Below are 15,162 nucleotides of genomic sequence, written 5' to 3' on the forward strand. Positions count from 1 at the left end.
CAGGACCGTGCGCGGCGGCCCGCCGGCGGGACGCGGACCCCGACGGCGGGCGACGGCCCCGGCGGCGAGGTAGATGAGCGCGAGCACCCCGCCGGCGAGCGACGTGCTGAGGAGCAGCGCCGGCACCGAGGCGGGCGGGACGAGCAGCACGCTCGCGGCAAGCAGCTTCACGTCCCCGCCGCCGATCAGACCCCAGCGCCACACCAGCGCCAGCGCCATGAACGTCAGAAGCGCGGCGCCCGCCGCCCACAGCCACACCGCCGCCGCCGCCCCTTCGACGAGGCGCAGTCCGACGCCCGCCAGTAGAACGCCGCAGCTGATGCCGTCGGGGATGATCCGCCGGGCGAGATCGGCCCATGCGCCGACGAGAAGCAGCGCCGCCGCGCCGCCGAACAGGGCGTCGGCGATCACCGCCGCGCTCCGGGCATGGACCGGCCGGTGCCGGGCGCGCGCGGGTCGCGCGATCCGGTCACAGCGAGTTGGAGATCTGGTTGAATGTATTGCTCAGCTTGGTGCCGAGCCCGGTGACGGCGCTGACGATCACCACGGCGATCAGTGCCGCGATCAGGCCGTATTCCAGCGCCGTCACCCCGCGGCGGTCGCCGCGCAGAAGCAGCAGGTCCTTGAGGAACGAGATCATGCGAAGCCTCCTTTGCCGGGTCCGGGCGGATGCGGGCGCGCCGGACGGTCTCCGTTGAGCCGAGGGCCGGGGCGTGCGGTGCCACCGACCACGGAGCGCCGCGTGGCCGCTCCATGCCGTCAGAGTGCCGGGGCAGTCTGAAGAATGCGTAAACCGGTCTCATTTTTCGTCCTAACGGTGAACGCCGCAGCCGGTCTTGCCGCAGGCGAGTGTCCGTGCCGCCGGTTAAGCCGTGCCTAACGGCTGCGGCATGGGATGCGCGACCGCTTTGTCCGGTCAGAGGTGTGAAAACCCCGCATGCGGCTGTTTTGTAGGCAGCGTGCGTCCGTTTGCGGCGTGACGCCGGGGGCGCGCGCGTGGCAGGCGGCTCGGTTGCGCGGGTCCGGGGTGGCAGCTAACTTGCTAACACTTGGCGCCGTGGACCAGACCCTGCCCCCCATCAGCCGGAGCGAGTGGACGCGTTGACCGCAGCACTCGACTTGCGTGACATCAGCAAAAGTTATGGCGCGACGCCGGTTTTGCGCGACCTGTCGATGCAGGTTGCCCGCGGCGACTACGTCACGATCCTCGGCCCGAGCGGATCCGGCAAATCGACGCTGCTGCGGATCGTGGCCGGGTTCGAAACGCCGGACGCGGGGGCCGTCCTCATCGATCATGTCCCGGTGCTGGGACAGCCCGCGCATACGCGCGGCGTGGGTTTTGTCTTCCAGTCATTCGCGCTGTTTCCGCATCTGACGGTGCACGACAACGTCGCGTTCGGGCTGCTGAACCGCGCGCACGACGCGATGCACGACCGTGCCGCGGTGCGACGCCGGGTGGAGGCGATGCTGGAGCTGGTCGGGCTGAGCGGGCTCGGCGGACGGCTCCCGTCGCAGATTTCCGGCGGGCAGAAGCAGCGGGTGGCGTTTGCCCGGACGCTGGTGACGGAGCCGCGGGTGGTGTTGCTCGACGAGCCGCTCGGCGCGCTCGACGCCAATCTCCGCGAGCGGATGATGGTGGAGCTGCGCGGGATGCACGACCGGCTGGGCGCCACATTCCTGCATGTCACCGGCAACGAGCAGGAGGCGCTGGCGATGGGCACGCGCGTGGCCGTCCTCGACGGCGGGCGGATCAGCCAGATCGACGCGCCCGAGACGCTGGTCGACCGGCCCGACAGCGCCGAGGTCGCGGCGCGGCTGAACTGCTACAACGTGCTGAGCGGACGCATCGAGGCCGATGGCTTCGTCGCCGGACCCGTCCGTCTGGCGCTCGGTGCGGAGCAGGCGGCGGAAGGCGGCGGGCGTGCCGGGCGCTACTGCATCCGCAACGACCGGATCGACGTGACCGAGGACGGGCCCTTGCCGCCGCCGGGCATGGTGCAGGTGGCCGCCCGGTTTCTGACGAGCGAATACGCGGGGGCACGCATGAGCGGGTTTTTCGACATCGGCACCGGCCACCCGTTTGAGGTGGAATATCATCTCGGCCACCGGCGGCCGCCGGATTTCCTGCGCGAGGCGCGCTACGCGCTGCGCTGGCCGGCGGCGCAGGCGCGGGTCTATCCCGAGCGATGAGTCACGCCGACGCGACGATCGCGGCCGGGCGGCCGCAGGATGCGGCCGTGCGCGACCGCACGCGGCTGGCGCGCAGACGGGTGGGGCGCCTGCTGCTGCTGACGCCGGCAGTCGTGTGGATGACGCTGTTCCTGCTCGCGCCGATTGCAATGATCGTCTATGTCAGCTTCTGGACGCAGTACACGTTCAAGATCGTACCGGTGCTGACGACCAAGAGCTGGGTGTTCTTCTTTTCGTCCGAGACGTATCTGTCGGCGCTCTGGACGACCATCCGGCTGTGGGTCATCGTGCTGGCGCTGACGCTGGTGATCGGCTATCCGGTCGCGCTGTATATCGGGATGTTCATCCGCAACAAGACGACGCAGACGATCGTACTCGTTGCCTGCGTGGTGCCGTTCTGGACGTCATTCCTGATCCGCGTCGTGGCGTGGCGGCCGATGCTCGGGACCGAGGGCGCGGTCAACCTGATCCTGCTGCATCTGGGCATCATCAAGCAGCCGATCGAGGCGCTTCTGTTCACCGAGCTGAGCGTGGTGATCGGCATGACGCAGATCTATGTCGTGTTCATGGTCGGCCCGATCGCCTTCATGCTGTCGCGCATCGACCCGAGCGTGATCGAGGCGGCGCGCGACCTGGGCGCGAGTTGGTGGCGGGTGCTGCGGACCATCATCCTGCCGCTCAGCATGCCCGGAGTGGTGGTCGGCGCGGTATTCGTGTCGGTCATGGTGCTCGGTGAGTTCGCCACGCCGGCGGAGCTTTCGGGACGCAAGGTCAACATGCTGGGCAACATCATCGTCGAGCAGGTCGGTTCCCTGAAATGGGCCTTTGCCTCGGTCGTGGGCGTGGTGCTGACGGTGCTGATGGCGGTGATCGTCGCCCTGCTGTTGCGGCTGGCCGACCTGCGGCGGGAGCTTTGAGGCGGCGATGATCAGGAGCGCGCTCCGCTGGCCGCTGGCGGCGTTCACCGGCCTGTTCCTGTTCTTCCTGTATGCGCCGTTCGGGGTGCTCGGCATCCTGAGCTTCCAGTCGGGTCCGGAGGGCGGCCCGCAGTTTCCGATCATCCACTGGTCGACCTATTGGTACCGGCACCTGTTCGGGCTGACGCCGCCGTCACGCGTGGCGCCGCTGCCCATCGGCGATGCGCTGGTGCGGTCGCTGACGCTGGCGTTCCTGACGATGGTCACCGCGACGGTCCTGGGCGTGATCTCGGCACAGGCGTTCCGCGAGAAGTTCCGCTTTTCGGGAGTGGTGTTCTACCTGATCGTTCTGGGCATGATCGTGCCCGGGGTGCTGGTCGGGCTGGGCACGGCCTTGCTGGCCAACCATCTGGGCGTCGCGCGACACTGGTGGAGCACTTCGTTCGTGACCCATGTCGTCTATACGTTCCCCTTCGCCTTCCTGGTTATGCTGGCGATCTTCAATCGCTTTGACCGGTCGGTGGAGGAGGCGTCCTGGAGTCTGGGGGTCAGCCCGTTCCGTACGTTCAACAAGGTCACCCTGCCGCTGATCTTTCCCGGCGTGCTGAGCGCGATGCTGTTCGCCTTCACCTTGTCCTATGACGAATTTCCGCGCACGCTGTTCACCGCCGGCGGGGCACAGACGCTGCCGCTGGCGATCTACGGCACATTCTCGATCGAGATACATCCGAACATCTTTGCCTTCGGCGTGCTGACGACGCTGTTCTCGTTCGCGCTGCTGGCGGTCTATGGGCTGCTGATGGCCCTGTCGGTGCGGCGGGCGCGGCGGGTCGCGATCCAGGAGGATGTGCGGTGAGGATGAGGGCGCAAAGAGGCGCCACGGCAGCCGGCCCGACAGCCCGGCGTAAACAGTGGTCTTGGGGGTTGTGATGAGCGGTCTTGACGACATCGGGCGCCGGCGCGTCCTGAAGGCCGGCATGGGCGCGGCGGCGCTCGCGCTCGGCGGTGGTACGCCGTTCCTGAACTCGCGCCGCGCGTTTGCGCAGGCGGCGAAGCTCAAATCGGAGCAACTGCGCACGATCGGTCTGTCGGTCACCGTGCAGGACCGCATCCTGGCTTCGTTCCAGAAGGAATCGGGCGTCGGCGGCACCACCGGCACGGCCGCGACGTTCCCGGACGCGCAGACCAAGATTTTGTCGGGCTCGACCGATTTCGACTGTTGGGAATGCACGGCCGAACGGCTGCCGGCGGTCACGCAGTCCGACAAGGCCGACGCGGTACCCGTGGCGTCGCTGAAGAACTGGACCGCCATCCGCGAGACCTTCACCAAGCCGAACCCCAAATGGCCGGAGAAGGCGCAGATCGTCGGGCAGATCTGGAAGGACCAGGCGCATACCGCGCTGTGGATGGTGCCGAGCGTCTACAATTACGATTCCGTCGGTTACAACCCGGACAAGGTGAGCGCCGAGGAAGCGAATACCTGGGCCGCCATCTTCGACAAGAAGTGGAAGGGCAAATCCGGGCTGAACACCGATCCGCTGATCGCCTTCGGCGAGGCGATCATGGCGATGAACACGATGGGCATGTCGGAGGTGAAGAATCCGGGCAACCCGTCGGCGAAGGAAATCGACGAGGCGTCGAAGTTCCTGATTTCCAAGAAGAAGGACGGTCAATTCCGCGCGCTGTGGGGCGATTTCGGCGAGCTCGTCAACTACCTCGCGTCCGGCGAGATGGTGGTCTGCGACGCCTGGCAGCCGGCGGTGATGGCGGTGAAGGCGCAGGGCAAGCCGTGCAAATACGCGGTGCCGAAGGAAGGCTATCGCGCCTGGACGATCGGGATCACGCCGCTCGTCGGCTCGCCCAATCATGACGCGGTGATCGCTTATGCCGATTACTGGCTCTCCGGTCCGCCGGGCATCACGGTGTCGGAGCAGGGCTATTACTCGCCCACCACCAAGATCAAGGATGTCATGGACCCGGCGCGCTATGCGTTCTGGTACGAGGGCAAGCCGTGGACCGGCAAGCCCGACCGCGGGATCAAGGACGGCGACCTGCGCGACGGGGGTTCGCTGGAGACGCGGGCGGCGAACGTGGCGTACTGGCACCAGTGGCCGGACGAATACGATCACCTCGTTCAGAAGTGGGACGAGTTCCTGAACGCCTAATCGCAGTCCCCATGCAGGCGCGGCGGTCGCACGCCGCCGCGCCGACGGAGAGCCACGCGCTTGACCTATGACCTCGAGCTGGTTCAGCTCGGTAAGACGTTCCCCAACGGCACGCCGGCCGTGGTCGCCTTTGACCTGCGTGTGGAGAAGGGCGAGTTCGTCTCGTTCGTCGGGCCATCCGGCTGCGGCAAGACGACGACGCTGCGGATGATCGCCGGCTTCGAGGCGAGCACCAGCGGCGACATCCTGATCCGTGGTCGCAATGTCAGCGACCTGCCGCCGGAACGACGGCCGACCTCGACAATTTTCCAGAACTTCGCGCTGTTTCCGCACATGACCGTGCGGCAGAACATCGAATACGGCCTGCGGGTGCGCGGCGTGGCCGCGCCGGAGCGCAAGCGGCGGGTCGATGCGATGATCGACCGCCTGGAGCTGGGCGATGTTGCCGACCAGCGTGCACCGGGACTGTCCGGCGGCCAGCGGCAGCGGGTGGCTCTGGCGCGCGGGCTCGTGGTGGAGCCGGACATCCTGCTGCTCGACGAGCCGCTCGGCGCGCTCGATGCCAATTTGCGCAAGTCTATCCAGCATCAGCTCAAGCAGCTGCAGCGGACGATCGGCATCACGTTCGTCTTCGTCACGCACGCGCAGAGCGAGGCGCTGACGCTGTCGGACCGGGTGGTGGTGATGAACCGCGGCCGGTCGGAGCAGATCAGCGACCCCTATGAGTTGTATACAAGACCGCGCAGCGCCTTCGTCGCGCGGTTCATCGGCCGCAACACGTTGCTGGCGGGTAGCGTCGCGGGGGTGGAGGACGGTATTGCCACGCTGACGACGGCCTTCGGGCCGATGCGGGGTGCGACCAACGGGGCGGTCTTCACCTCCGGCACGGCGGCGCTGCTGAGCATCCCGTCGGAGGCGTTCGAGATCACCGCGGCGACGGCCGCCGCCGGGCCCGAGCGCCTGCGCGGACGGGTGCTGGGCCGCACGATCCTCGGCACGGCCGTGCGGCTGCGGATTGCCCTGCCGGACGGGCAGGAGATACTGATCGAGACGCACCGCGACCAATTCACGGGCGAATGGTCAGAGGGCGAAGTGATGCTGACCTGGCAGCCGCCCGATGCGACGGTGGTCGCGGCGGACTGAACGCCGCCGACGGGCCGGAGTGGACGAACCAGGACCAGACAAAGCCGCGCGCACCGCGCGTAACGATGCCATAGCGACGGCGCCCGCGGGGCCGACGCGTCAGGGAAGGAACAGGGATGGCGCAACCTCGGGACAGGTCGATCGCGACGCGCGTCGGCGTGGATGTCGGCGGCACGTTCACCGATCTCGTGCTGGAGCGGCGCGATGGGGACGAGGCCCGGATCGTCGTCCACAAGGTACCGAGCACGCCGTCCGATCAGTCGATCGGCGTCGTTCGCGGCGTGACGGAAATCTGCCGCATCGCAGGCATCGCGCCGGACGAGATCACGCTGCTGTTCCACGGCACGACGGTCGCCACCAACATGGTGATCGAACGGCGCGGCGCGGAAGTGGGCATGATCACCACCCGCGGCTTCCGCGACATCCTGCACATGGCGCGGCACAAAAGGCCGCATAATTTCTCGTTGCAGTTCGACGTGCCGTGGCAGAGCGCGCCGCTGGTCAAGCGGCGCAACCGCATCGCGGTGACCGAGCGGCTGATGCCGCCCGACGGGCGCATCGAAACCCCGCTCGACGAGGATGAGGTGCGGGCGGCGGCCGAGCTGTTCGCAAAGCGTAAGCTCGATGCGGTGGTGATCGCGTTCCTGTTCTCGTTCCTCAACAACGCGCACGAGCAGCGCGCGAAGGAGATCGTGCAGGAGGTGATGCCGGACGCCTATGTGTGCGCGTCGTCCGACGTGGTCAACGTGATCCGCGAGTACGAGCGGTTCTCGACGGTCGCGATGAACGCCTATATCGGCCCGCGCACGGCGTCGTATCTGCAGCAGCTCGAGGGGCGGCTGCGGGAGGCCGGAGTACATGCGCCGGTGCGCATCATGCAGTCGAACGGCGGCATCTCCACGGTCGAGAACTCGATCCGCCGGCCGGTGGGGCTGCTGCTGTCGGGACCGGCGGGCGGTGTGATCGGCGCGCGCACGACGGGCGAGGCGTGCGGGCGACCGAATGTCATCACGATCGATATCGGCGGCACGTCGGCCGATATCAGCGTGATCCGCGACGGGCAGCTGACGATCAAGAACCCGCGCGACACGCAGGTGGCGCTGCTGCCGGTGCTGGTGCCGATGCTGGACATCGACGCGATCGGCGCGGGCGGCGGCTCGATCGCCTATGTCGACGCGGGCGGCGCGTTCCGTGTGGGACCGCGTTCGGCCGGTGCGGACCCGGGGCCGGCCTGTTACGGGCAGGGCGGCACGGAGCCGACCGTGACGGATGCGCAGGTGGCGCTGGGGCGGCTCGATCCGGACCAGTTCCTGGGCGGCGACCTGAAGATCGACGCGGCGCTCGCGCGGCAGTCCATCAAGACGCATATCGCCGACCCGCTGGGCCTGTCGGTGACGGATGCGGCCCTCGGCATCCTGCGGATCGTCAACAACAACATGGCGCTGGCGATCAACGCGGCATCGGTGGCCAAGGGCGTCGATCCGCGGCAGTTCACCCTGATGGCGTTCGGCGGCGCGGGACCGCTGCATGGTGTCGCGTTGGGTGAGATCATCGCGGCGAAGGACGTGATTTCGCCGCTGCATCCGGGCATCACGGCGGCGATCGGCCTGCTGGAGACGCAGCTTCAGTACGAGTACACGCGGTCGGTGCTGACGGTGCTCAGCCGCGCGGGCGCGGACGAGTATGCGATGCTGGAGGACTCGTTCGCGCAGATGATCGCCGAGGGTGCCGCGCAGCTTGAGAGCGACGGCATCGCCACCGACAAGCGGCATTATCAGCGAGTCATCGAGTGCCGGTATGTTGGTCAGGGGTTCGAACTGCGGGCGCGTCTGCCCGACGGGCCGGTGACGGCCGCAAGTCTCGACGCGGTGATCGCCGACTTCTACGAGGTGCATAAACAGGTCTACGGACATGCGTTCGACGACCAGCTGGTCGAGGCGATCACGCTGCGAGTGATCGCTACGGGTGCGACGGTGCCGTTGCAGCTGCCGGCGATCCCGCGCGGTGGTCGCACCGATCCGGCGGAGGCGAGAAGCTTTGTCCGCGAGACCGTGTTCGATGACGGGCAGGTGCTGCCGACGCCGCGCTATGCGCGCGGCAAGCTGCTGGCCGACGACATCGTGCGCGGGCCGGCCATCATCACCCAGCACAACAGCACGACGATCGTCCCGCCCGGCTACACGGCGCGGGTGCTGTCGCACGGCGACATCACGATCAGCCGCTGAAGGGGAGCGAAGCACATGACCGAGACGGTTGATCCCATCACCCTGCAGGTGATCGGCGGCGCGCTGCATTCCATCGCCGAGCAGATGGGCAACGTTCTGTACCGCATGTCCTATTCGTCCATCATCCGCGAGAGCCAGGATCTCGGCGCGGGGCTGTTCGACCGCGACTTCAACACGCTTGCCGAAAGCGATTCGACGCCGATGCATATCGGCTCCCTGCCGGGCTATCTGCGCGGCATCGAGAAATCGATTCCGCTCGATGCGTGGAAGCCGGGTGACGTGGTGATCCACAACCATCCGTACTATGGCGCGAGCCACTCGCCCGACATCGCGATCGTCATGCCGGTGTTCAACGATGGGGAGTTGGTCGGATTTTCGGCCAACACGGCGCATCACGTCGATATCGGTGCGGCGACGCCCGGCCTGATCATCGACGTGCCTGACGTCTATTCCGAGGGGATGCTTCTCAACGGGCTGAAGCTCTACGACGAGGGGCGTCGGAACGAGACGCTGTGGCGGTATATCCGGGAGAACACAAGGGTACCGAGCCTCGTCATGGGTGATCTCGCAGCCCAGGTCGCGTCGGCCGAGCTTGGCGTGCGGCGGTTCCAGGAATTGCTGGCGCAGTACGGCACGGCGACAGTGATCCAGGCGACCCGGCAGCTGATGGACTATTCGGAGGCCATGCTACGGCGTGAGATCGCGAAGATCCCCGATGGCGACTATACCGCCGACGGGTTCCTCGACGACGACGGCCGCAACCGGGGCAAGCACCTGCCGGTCAAGGTCACCGTGCGTGTCCGCGGTGACGGCGTGGAGGTCGACCTCACGGGATCGTCGCCGCAGGTGCCCACGGCGTTCAACGTGCCGTTCGAAGGGTCGACCAAGGTCGCGTGCTATTTCGCCTTCCGCGCCCTGCTGCTCGACACCTATACCAACACCGATCCGATCCCGGCGAACGAGGGATCGTTCCGGCCGGTGAAGGTCACGGCACCCCCCGGCTGCATCTTCAACCCGATCATGCCGGCGGCGGCGGAGGCGCGCTTTTCGCAGATTCAGCGTGTGGCCGACTGCATCATCAAGGCGTTGGCCCCCGTGCTGCCGGATCGCTGCACCGCGGGGAACGCGGCGACGCTGTCCTTCGCCGCCTATTCCGGCGTGCGGCCGTCCGGTGATTACTGGGTGTTCCTCGAGGTCAACGAGGCGGCCATGGGCGGGCGGCCCAATTCCGACGGGCCGGACACGGTCGAGGAGCTGATGCGCAACACGCGCAACAATCCGATCGAGGATCTCGGCATGCATCTGCCGCTGATCTGCGACCGCTACGAGGTGCGCGACGACGTGATGCCCGGGGCGGGCAAGTTCCGGGGCGGCATGGGGGTCGTGAAGTCGCAGCGCTTCATCGGCGCGGGGTCGATCACGCACGAGGCGGACCGGCACGACGATGTGCCGTGGGGCATCTTCGGCGGCCATCCGGGCCATGGCGGACGGGTCGAGGTGTACAATGCCGCGGACCGGTCAAAGGTCGGGCAGCACCCGGCGAAGTTCTCCGGTCTGCTGACCAATCCGGGCGACGTGATGTCGTATCTGTCGCCCTGCGGCGGTGGCTACGGCAACCCGATCGAGCGCGACCCGGCCAAGGTGCTGGACGACGTGCTCGACGGTTTCATCGATCCGCCGCATGCGCATGACGTCTATGGCGTGGTGCTCAAGCCCGTCGATGACGGTTATGGCTGGGCGGTCGACCTGCCGGCGACGGAGAAGCGGCGCGCCGGGATGAGCTGAACGTGCCAGCGCGGGTGCGCGTCTATACGGACTACAAAAGTCCGTATGCCTATGTCGCCAATGCGGCGCTGTTTGATCTGGAGCGCACGCATGGCGTGACGCTGGAATGGCTGCCCTACACGCTCCGCATCGACGAGTTCATGGGGCCGGTGGAGACGCGCACCCCGCATTTCTGGCGCAAGGTGCGCTATTCCTACATGGATGCGCGCCGGTTCGCCGGCGAGCAGGGGCTGGTGCTGAAGGGGCCGAAGCGCATCTATGACGCGACGCTTGCCAGCGCGGGGATGCTGTATGCCCAGCGTCACGGCTTCTTCCGCCCGTATCACGACGCGGTTTTCGCGGCGTTCTGGGACCGCCGGCTGGATATCGACGATCTGGGGCAGATGTCGGCCCTCGTCGCGGCGCTTGGCGGCGACGCCGCGGACTATGCCGCCTATGCGCGCGGTGAGGGACGGGAGCGGGTGGCGGCGATCACCGCCGAGGCGGAGGAGTTGGGCGTGTTCGGCGTGCCGAGCATGATCCTCGACGGCGAGCTGTTCTGGGGCAACGACCGCATCCCGCTGCTGACGCGCCGGATCGAGGAGCGGGACGCGGGGCGCTGATCATCAGGCTGCCGGTCCTTCGTCGGCCCGGCGCATCGTCACGTGGCGCGCCTCGCGTCCCGACCCGACCACGACGGCGATCACCAGCCCCGCCGCGCCCGCGACGCCCGCGAGCGCCCAGCGGTAGTCGTGGCCCATATGGGCGCCGATCGATGCCTGGATGGTGGCGTTGCCGGAGGCGATGAAGTTGCCGAGCTGATAGACGAGTCCGGGGAAGGTGCCGCGCACCTCGGCCGGCGATAGCTCGTTCAGGTGAGCCGGCACGACGCCCCAGGCCCCCTGCACGCAGAACTGCATCAGGAAGGCGCCAAGGCCGATCCAGACCGGCGCCCCGGCAAAGGCCCAGAGCGGGATCGCGGCCAGCGACAGCAGGGCGGCAATGACGATCGCCATGCGACGGCCGATCCGCTGCGACAGCGTGCCGAAGAACAGGCCGCCGAGGATGGCGCCCACGTTGTAGACTACGGCGATGGTCGAGACGGTGGCCGGGTCGAAGCCGTGCTGCCCGGCGAGGAACGCGCTGGGGTAGAGATCCTGTGTGCCGTGGCTGAAGAAGTTGAAGGCCGTCATCATCGCGACGGCATAGATCGTCAGCGGCAAATGCCGGCGCAGCACGTCCAGGATCGGGGCGCGCCGCTCGGCTTCGGTCCGCGCCGTCCAGTCCGGGCTCTCGGGCACGCTGCTGCGGATGTACAGCACGAGCAGCGCGGGGGCGGCGCCGACCATGAACATGCCGCGCCAGCCGAGCAGCGGTTCGGCGTAGTTGAGCAGCGAGGCCAGAAGATACCCGCTCGGGTAGCCGGCCTGGAGGATGCCGGAGACCGGGCCGCGCCAGCTGTCAGGGATGCTTTCCATGGTCAGCGACGCGCCGACGCCCCACTCGCCGCCCATGGCGATGCCGTAGAGACCGCGCAGGATGAGGAACACCGTCAGCGTTGGCGCGAAGCCGGTTGCGAACTCCAGTGCCGCGTAGATGAGCACGTTGGCCATCAGCGTCGGCCGCCGCCCGTAGCGGTCGGCCAGCCGGCCGAAGATGACCGAGCCGATGACCCGCAGGAGCAGGGTGAGGAAGATCGCCCAGGTGATCGGGGTGAGCGTCGTGTGAAACGAGGCCGCGACCTGCTTGAGCACGAAGATCAGGATGAAGAAGTCGAACGCATCCAGCGTCCAGCCGAGGTAACAGGCGGCAACCACGTGCCGCTGGGCCTTCAGGCGGTCGTTCAAGGTGCTGTCCTCCCGGTCGCGGTCCCCTGGCTGGGCCTTATGGCCGCCGCCGGGACGGACGCAAAGCGTGGCGGGCGCACGGCAGCCGGCACAGACCCGCCGGCGGGACGGGCCAGACTCGTCCCGCGCGGGGGCGACGGGGACCTATCCGCCCGGCTATATCGAATGACGACAGACGCCCGAGTGCCCGAAGGCCGGGCGTGCGCAAGGAGGAGACGGCCATGTATCCCGACGTGCAGCTGCTGATTGCCGGCGAGTGGCGCCCCGCCGAGGGGGGCCGGACCATCGACGTGATCAATCCGGCGACCGAGGAGAGAATCGGCAGCGTCGCGCATGCCGGGCCGGCCGACCTGGACGCCGCCGCCGAGGCTGCCGCTGCCGGCTTTCGCGTGTGGAGCCGTACCTCCGCCCATGACCGCGCCCGCGCGATGCGCAAGGCGGCCGATATCCTGCGCGGACGGGCCGATGCCGTCGCACGGCTGATGACGCTGGAGCAGGGCAAGCCGCTGGCGGAGTCCAGGATCGAGATCCTGTCCGCCTGCGACATCATCGACTGGTTTGCCGAGGAGGCGCGCCGCGCCTATGGCCGGGTGATCCCGGCCCGTGCCCCGGGCGTGTATCAGCTCGTCGTCAAGGAGCCGGTGGGTCCGGTCGCGGCGTTCACGCCGTGGAACTTCCCGATCAATCAGGTGGTGCGCAAGGTCTCCGCCGCGCTGGCGGCCGGCTGCTCGATCGTGGTGAAGGCGCCGGAGGAGACGCCGGCCTCGCCGGCCGAGCTGTTGCGGGCGTTCGCCGATGCTGGCGTGCCGGCAGGGGTGGTCGGGTTGGTCTATGGCGTGCCGGCCGAGATCAGCCAGTATCTGATCGCGCATCCGGCGATCCGGAAGGTGACGTTCACGGGCTCGACCGCCGTGGGCAAGCAGCTTGCGGCGCTGGCCGGGCAGCACATGAAGCGCGTCACGATGGAGCTGGGCGGACACGCCCCGGTGATCGTGTTCGACGATGCCGACGTCGACGTGGCGGCGAAGCAGATGGCCGGGTTCAAGCTGCGCAACGCCGGTCAGGTATGCATCTCGCCGACGCGCTTTCTGGTGCAGGAGCGCGTGTATGACCAGTTCGTGGACAAGTTCACGACCGCGCTGGGCCGGGCGAAGATCGGCAACGGGCTCGACGAGGGTGTGACGATGGGCCCGCTGGCGAACGAGCGGCGCATCCCGGCGATCGAGGGCATGCTGGCCGATGCGCGCCAGAAGGGCGCGGAGATACGCAAGGGCGGCAACCGTATCGGCAACAAGGGCTATTTCTTCGAGCCGACGGTGGTGACGGGCGTCAATCGCGACATGCGGCTGATGAACGAGGAGCCGTTCGGGCCGGTCGCGGTGATGCAGCCCTTCGCCGAGTTCGACGAGGTGGTGGCCGAGGCGAACCGGCTGCCCTACGGTCTCGCGTCTTATGCCTATACCCGCTCGGCCCGGACAGCCAACGCCATTGCCGCCGGGATCGAGGCGGGGATGGTGTCCATCAACCATGTCGGCCTCGCGCTGCCGGAGGTGCCGTTCGGCGGGGTGAAGGACAGCGGCTACGGGTCGGAAGGTGGTTCCGAGGCGATCGAGGCCTATCTGAACCCGAAGTTCATCACCCAGGCCGGCCTCTGATCCGGCCGGACGCATCGGAGGGGTCGTCGCCGTGAGTGAGGCCATCGCCGCACCATCCCGGGCGCGGGCGGGCGCGCCGCTCGTCCTCGGGGCGATCAGCGTCTGCCATCTGCTCAACGATATGATGCAGTCGCTGCTGCCGGCGATCTATCCGCTGCTCAAGGGCGGCTTTGACCTCAGCTTCGGTCAGCTCGGTATGTTGACCTTCACCTATCAGGCGCTGGCCTCGCTGCTGCAGCCGGTGGTCGGGCAGTTCACCGACCGCCGGCCGATGCCGTTCTCGCTGCCGGTCGGCATGGCATCGACGCTGGTGGGACTGCTGACGCTCGCCTATGCGCCGAACTATGCGACGCTGATTGCCGGGTCGGCGTTGCTGGGCATCGGGTCGTCGATCTTCCATCCGGAATCGTCGCGTATCGCGCGGCTCGCTTCGGGCGGGCAGCACGGGCTGGCGCAGTCCGTCTTTCAGGTCGGCGGCAATTTCGGCTCCTCGCTCGGGCCGCTGATCGCCGCGTTTTTCGTGGTGCCGCGTGGGCAGACGAGCCTCGCGTGGTTCTCGCTCGCGGCGATGGGCGGCATCGCGATCCTGTCGATGCTGGGTCATTGGTACAAGACCCAGGGCCATGCGCGGCCGGCACCGCGGCAGGGAGCGGCCGAGCAGACGGGGTTGTCGTCGCGGCAGATCAAGCGTGCGATCGCCGTGCTGCTGGCGCTGATCTTCTCAAAGTATTTCTATCTTGCGAGTTTTACCAGCTATTACATCTTCTATCTGATGCATCGCTTCGGTGTGTCGACGAAGACGGCGCAGGTCTACCTGTTCGTCTTCCTCGCGGCGGCGGCGGCCGGCACGGTGATCGGCGGCCCGGTAGGCGACCGCATCGGACGGAAGGCAGTCATCTGGGGATCGATTCTCGGCATCCTGCCGTTCACGCTGGTGCTGCCGTATGTCGGTCTGCCGGCAACGGTGATGCTGAGCGTGATCGTGGGCGCGGTGCTGTCATCCGCGTTCTCGGCTATCGTCGTCTATGCGCAGGAGCTGATGCCGGGGCGGGTCGGCATGGTGTCGGGCCTGTTCTTCGGCTTCGCGTTTGGCATGGGCGGCCTCGGCGCCGCGTTGCTGGGTGTGCTGGCGGACTGGACGAGCATCGATTTCGTCTACCGCGTCTGTGCCTTCCTGCCGCTGATCGGGCTGATGACGGCGCTGCTGCCGGACGTGGAGACGGCGCGCGGCCGGCGGCGCTGACGCCGCCGGCCGC

At 67.8% G+C, this 15,162-nt stretch carries 13 protein-coding genes; 10 read left to right on the forward strand and 3 right to left on the reverse strand.

The features are described 5' to 3' along the window. The coding region (locus tag B8460_RS02775) for a prepilin peptidase (protein ID WP_048860048.1) at positions 1-411 on the reverse strand (411 nt) is incomplete at its 3' end. Between the two features lie 58 nt (positions 412-469). After that, positions 470-640 (reverse strand): Flp family type IVb pilin, encoded by a 171-nt coding sequence (locus B8460_RS02780; RefSeq protein WP_084623166.1) that lies wholly within the window; start codon positions 638-640, stop codon positions 470-472. A 452-nt stretch (positions 641-1,092) separates the two neighbouring features. Here B8460_RS02780 and B8460_RS02785 point away from each other — a divergent pair, with 452 nt between their 5' ends. From B8460_RS02785 to B8460_RS02820, 8 genes are all read left to right on the forward strand, one after another. Then, positions 1,093-2,190: an ABC transporter ATP-binding protein gene (locus tag B8460_RS02785; protein ID WP_199445522.1), complete on the forward strand. Its 1,098-nt coding sequence runs from the start codon at positions 1,093-1,095 to the stop codon at positions 2,188-2,190. 47 nt (positions 2,191-2,237) lie between these two features. Further along, positions 2,238-3,107, forward strand: coding sequence for an ABC transporter permease (locus tag B8460_RS02790; RefSeq protein ID WP_048860058.1), 870 nt, complete (start codon positions 2,238-2,240; stop codon positions 3,105-3,107). A gap of 7 nt (positions 3,108-3,114) precedes the next feature. Further along, positions 3,115-3,963: an ABC transporter permease gene (locus B8460_RS02795; RefSeq protein ID WP_048860049.1), complete on the forward strand. Its 849-nt coding sequence runs from the start codon at positions 3,115-3,117 to the stop codon at positions 3,961-3,963. A gap of 73 nt (positions 3,964-4,036) precedes the next feature. Further along, entirely contained in the window at positions 4,037-5,272 is a 1,236-nt protein-coding gene (locus tag B8460_RS02800; RefSeq protein WP_048860050.1) for an ABC transporter substrate-binding protein, read from the forward strand. A 60-nt stretch (positions 5,273-5,332) separates the two neighbouring features. After that, complete coding sequence (locus B8460_RS02805) at positions 5,333-6,415, forward strand: ABC transporter ATP-binding protein (protein ID WP_048860051.1); 1,083 nt, start codon at positions 5,333-5,335, stop codon at positions 6,413-6,415. Between the two features lie 116 nt (positions 6,416-6,531). After that, complete coding sequence (locus B8460_RS02810) at positions 6,532-8,640, forward strand: hydantoinase/oxoprolinase family protein (RefSeq protein ID WP_048860052.1); 2,109 nt, start codon at positions 6,532-6,534, stop codon at positions 8,638-8,640. A 15-nt stretch (positions 8,641-8,655) separates the two neighbouring features. Beyond that, positions 8,656-10,425, forward strand: a complete 1,770-nt coding sequence (locus B8460_RS02815; RefSeq protein WP_048860053.1) for a hydantoinase B/oxoprolinase family protein — start codon at positions 8,656-8,658, stop codon at positions 10,423-10,425. Positions 10,426-10,427: 2 nt separating this feature from the next. Then, complete coding sequence (locus B8460_RS02820; protein ID WP_048860054.1) at positions 10,428-11,027, forward strand: 2-hydroxychromene-2-carboxylate isomerase; 600 nt, start codon at positions 10,428-10,430, stop codon at positions 11,025-11,027. 3 nt (positions 11,028-11,030) lie between these two features. Here the strand turns inward: B8460_RS02820 and B8460_RS02825 are convergent, their stop codons facing one another. Next, a complete protein-coding gene (locus tag B8460_RS02825) occupies positions 11,031-12,251 on the reverse strand; it encodes an MFS transporter (protein ID WP_048860055.1) in 1,221 nt (406 codons plus the stop codon). Between the two features lie 221 nt (positions 12,252-12,472). On the opposite strand from B8460_RS02825, the gene B8460_RS02830 reads away from it, so the two are divergent. Together B8460_RS02830 and B8460_RS02835 are read left to right on the forward strand one after the other, a co-directional pair. After that, positions 12,473-13,906, forward strand: a complete 1,434-nt coding sequence (locus B8460_RS02830) for an NAD-dependent succinate-semialdehyde dehydrogenase (protein WP_048860059.1) — start codon at positions 12,473-12,475, stop codon at positions 13,904-13,906. A 31-nt stretch (positions 13,907-13,937) separates the two neighbouring features. Beyond that, a complete protein-coding gene (locus B8460_RS02835) occupies positions 13,938-15,149 on the forward strand; it encodes an MFS transporter (protein WP_048860056.1) in 1,212 nt (403 codons plus the stop codon). The last annotated feature ends 13 nt before the right edge of the window (positions 15,150-15,162 follow it).

The organism is Acidisphaera rubrifaciens HS-AP3 (assembly GCF_000964365.1).
Lineage (GTDB): Bacteria > Pseudomonadota > Alphaproteobacteria > Acetobacterales > Acetobacteraceae > Acidisphaera > Acidisphaera rubrifaciens.

Excerpts from the sequence above, each read along its gene's own strand:
- B8460_RS02780 (WP_084623166.1), bottom strand. The coding sequence starts at position 640 with ATGATCTCGTTCCTCAAGGACCTGCTGCTTCTGCGCGGCGACCGCCGC.
- B8460_RS02795 (WP_048860049.1), top strand. The coding sequence starts at position 3,115 with ATGATCAGGAGCGCGCTCCGCTGGCCGCTGGCGGCGTTCACCGGCCTG.
- B8460_RS02800 (WP_048860050.1), top strand. The coding sequence starts at position 4,037 with ATGAGCGGTCTTGACGACATCGGGCGCCGGCGCGTCCTGAAGGCCGGC.
- B8460_RS02810 (WP_048860052.1), top strand. The coding sequence starts at position 6,532 with ATGGCGCAACCTCGGGACAGGTCGATCGCGACGCGCGTCGGCGTGGAT.
- B8460_RS02815 (WP_048860053.1), top strand. The coding sequence starts at position 8,656 with ATGACCGAGACGGTTGATCCCATCACCCTGCAGGTGATCGGCGGCGCG.
- B8460_RS02830 (WP_048860059.1), top strand. The coding sequence starts at position 12,473 with ATGTATCCCGACGTGCAGCTGCTGATTGCCGGCGAGTGGCGCCCCGCC.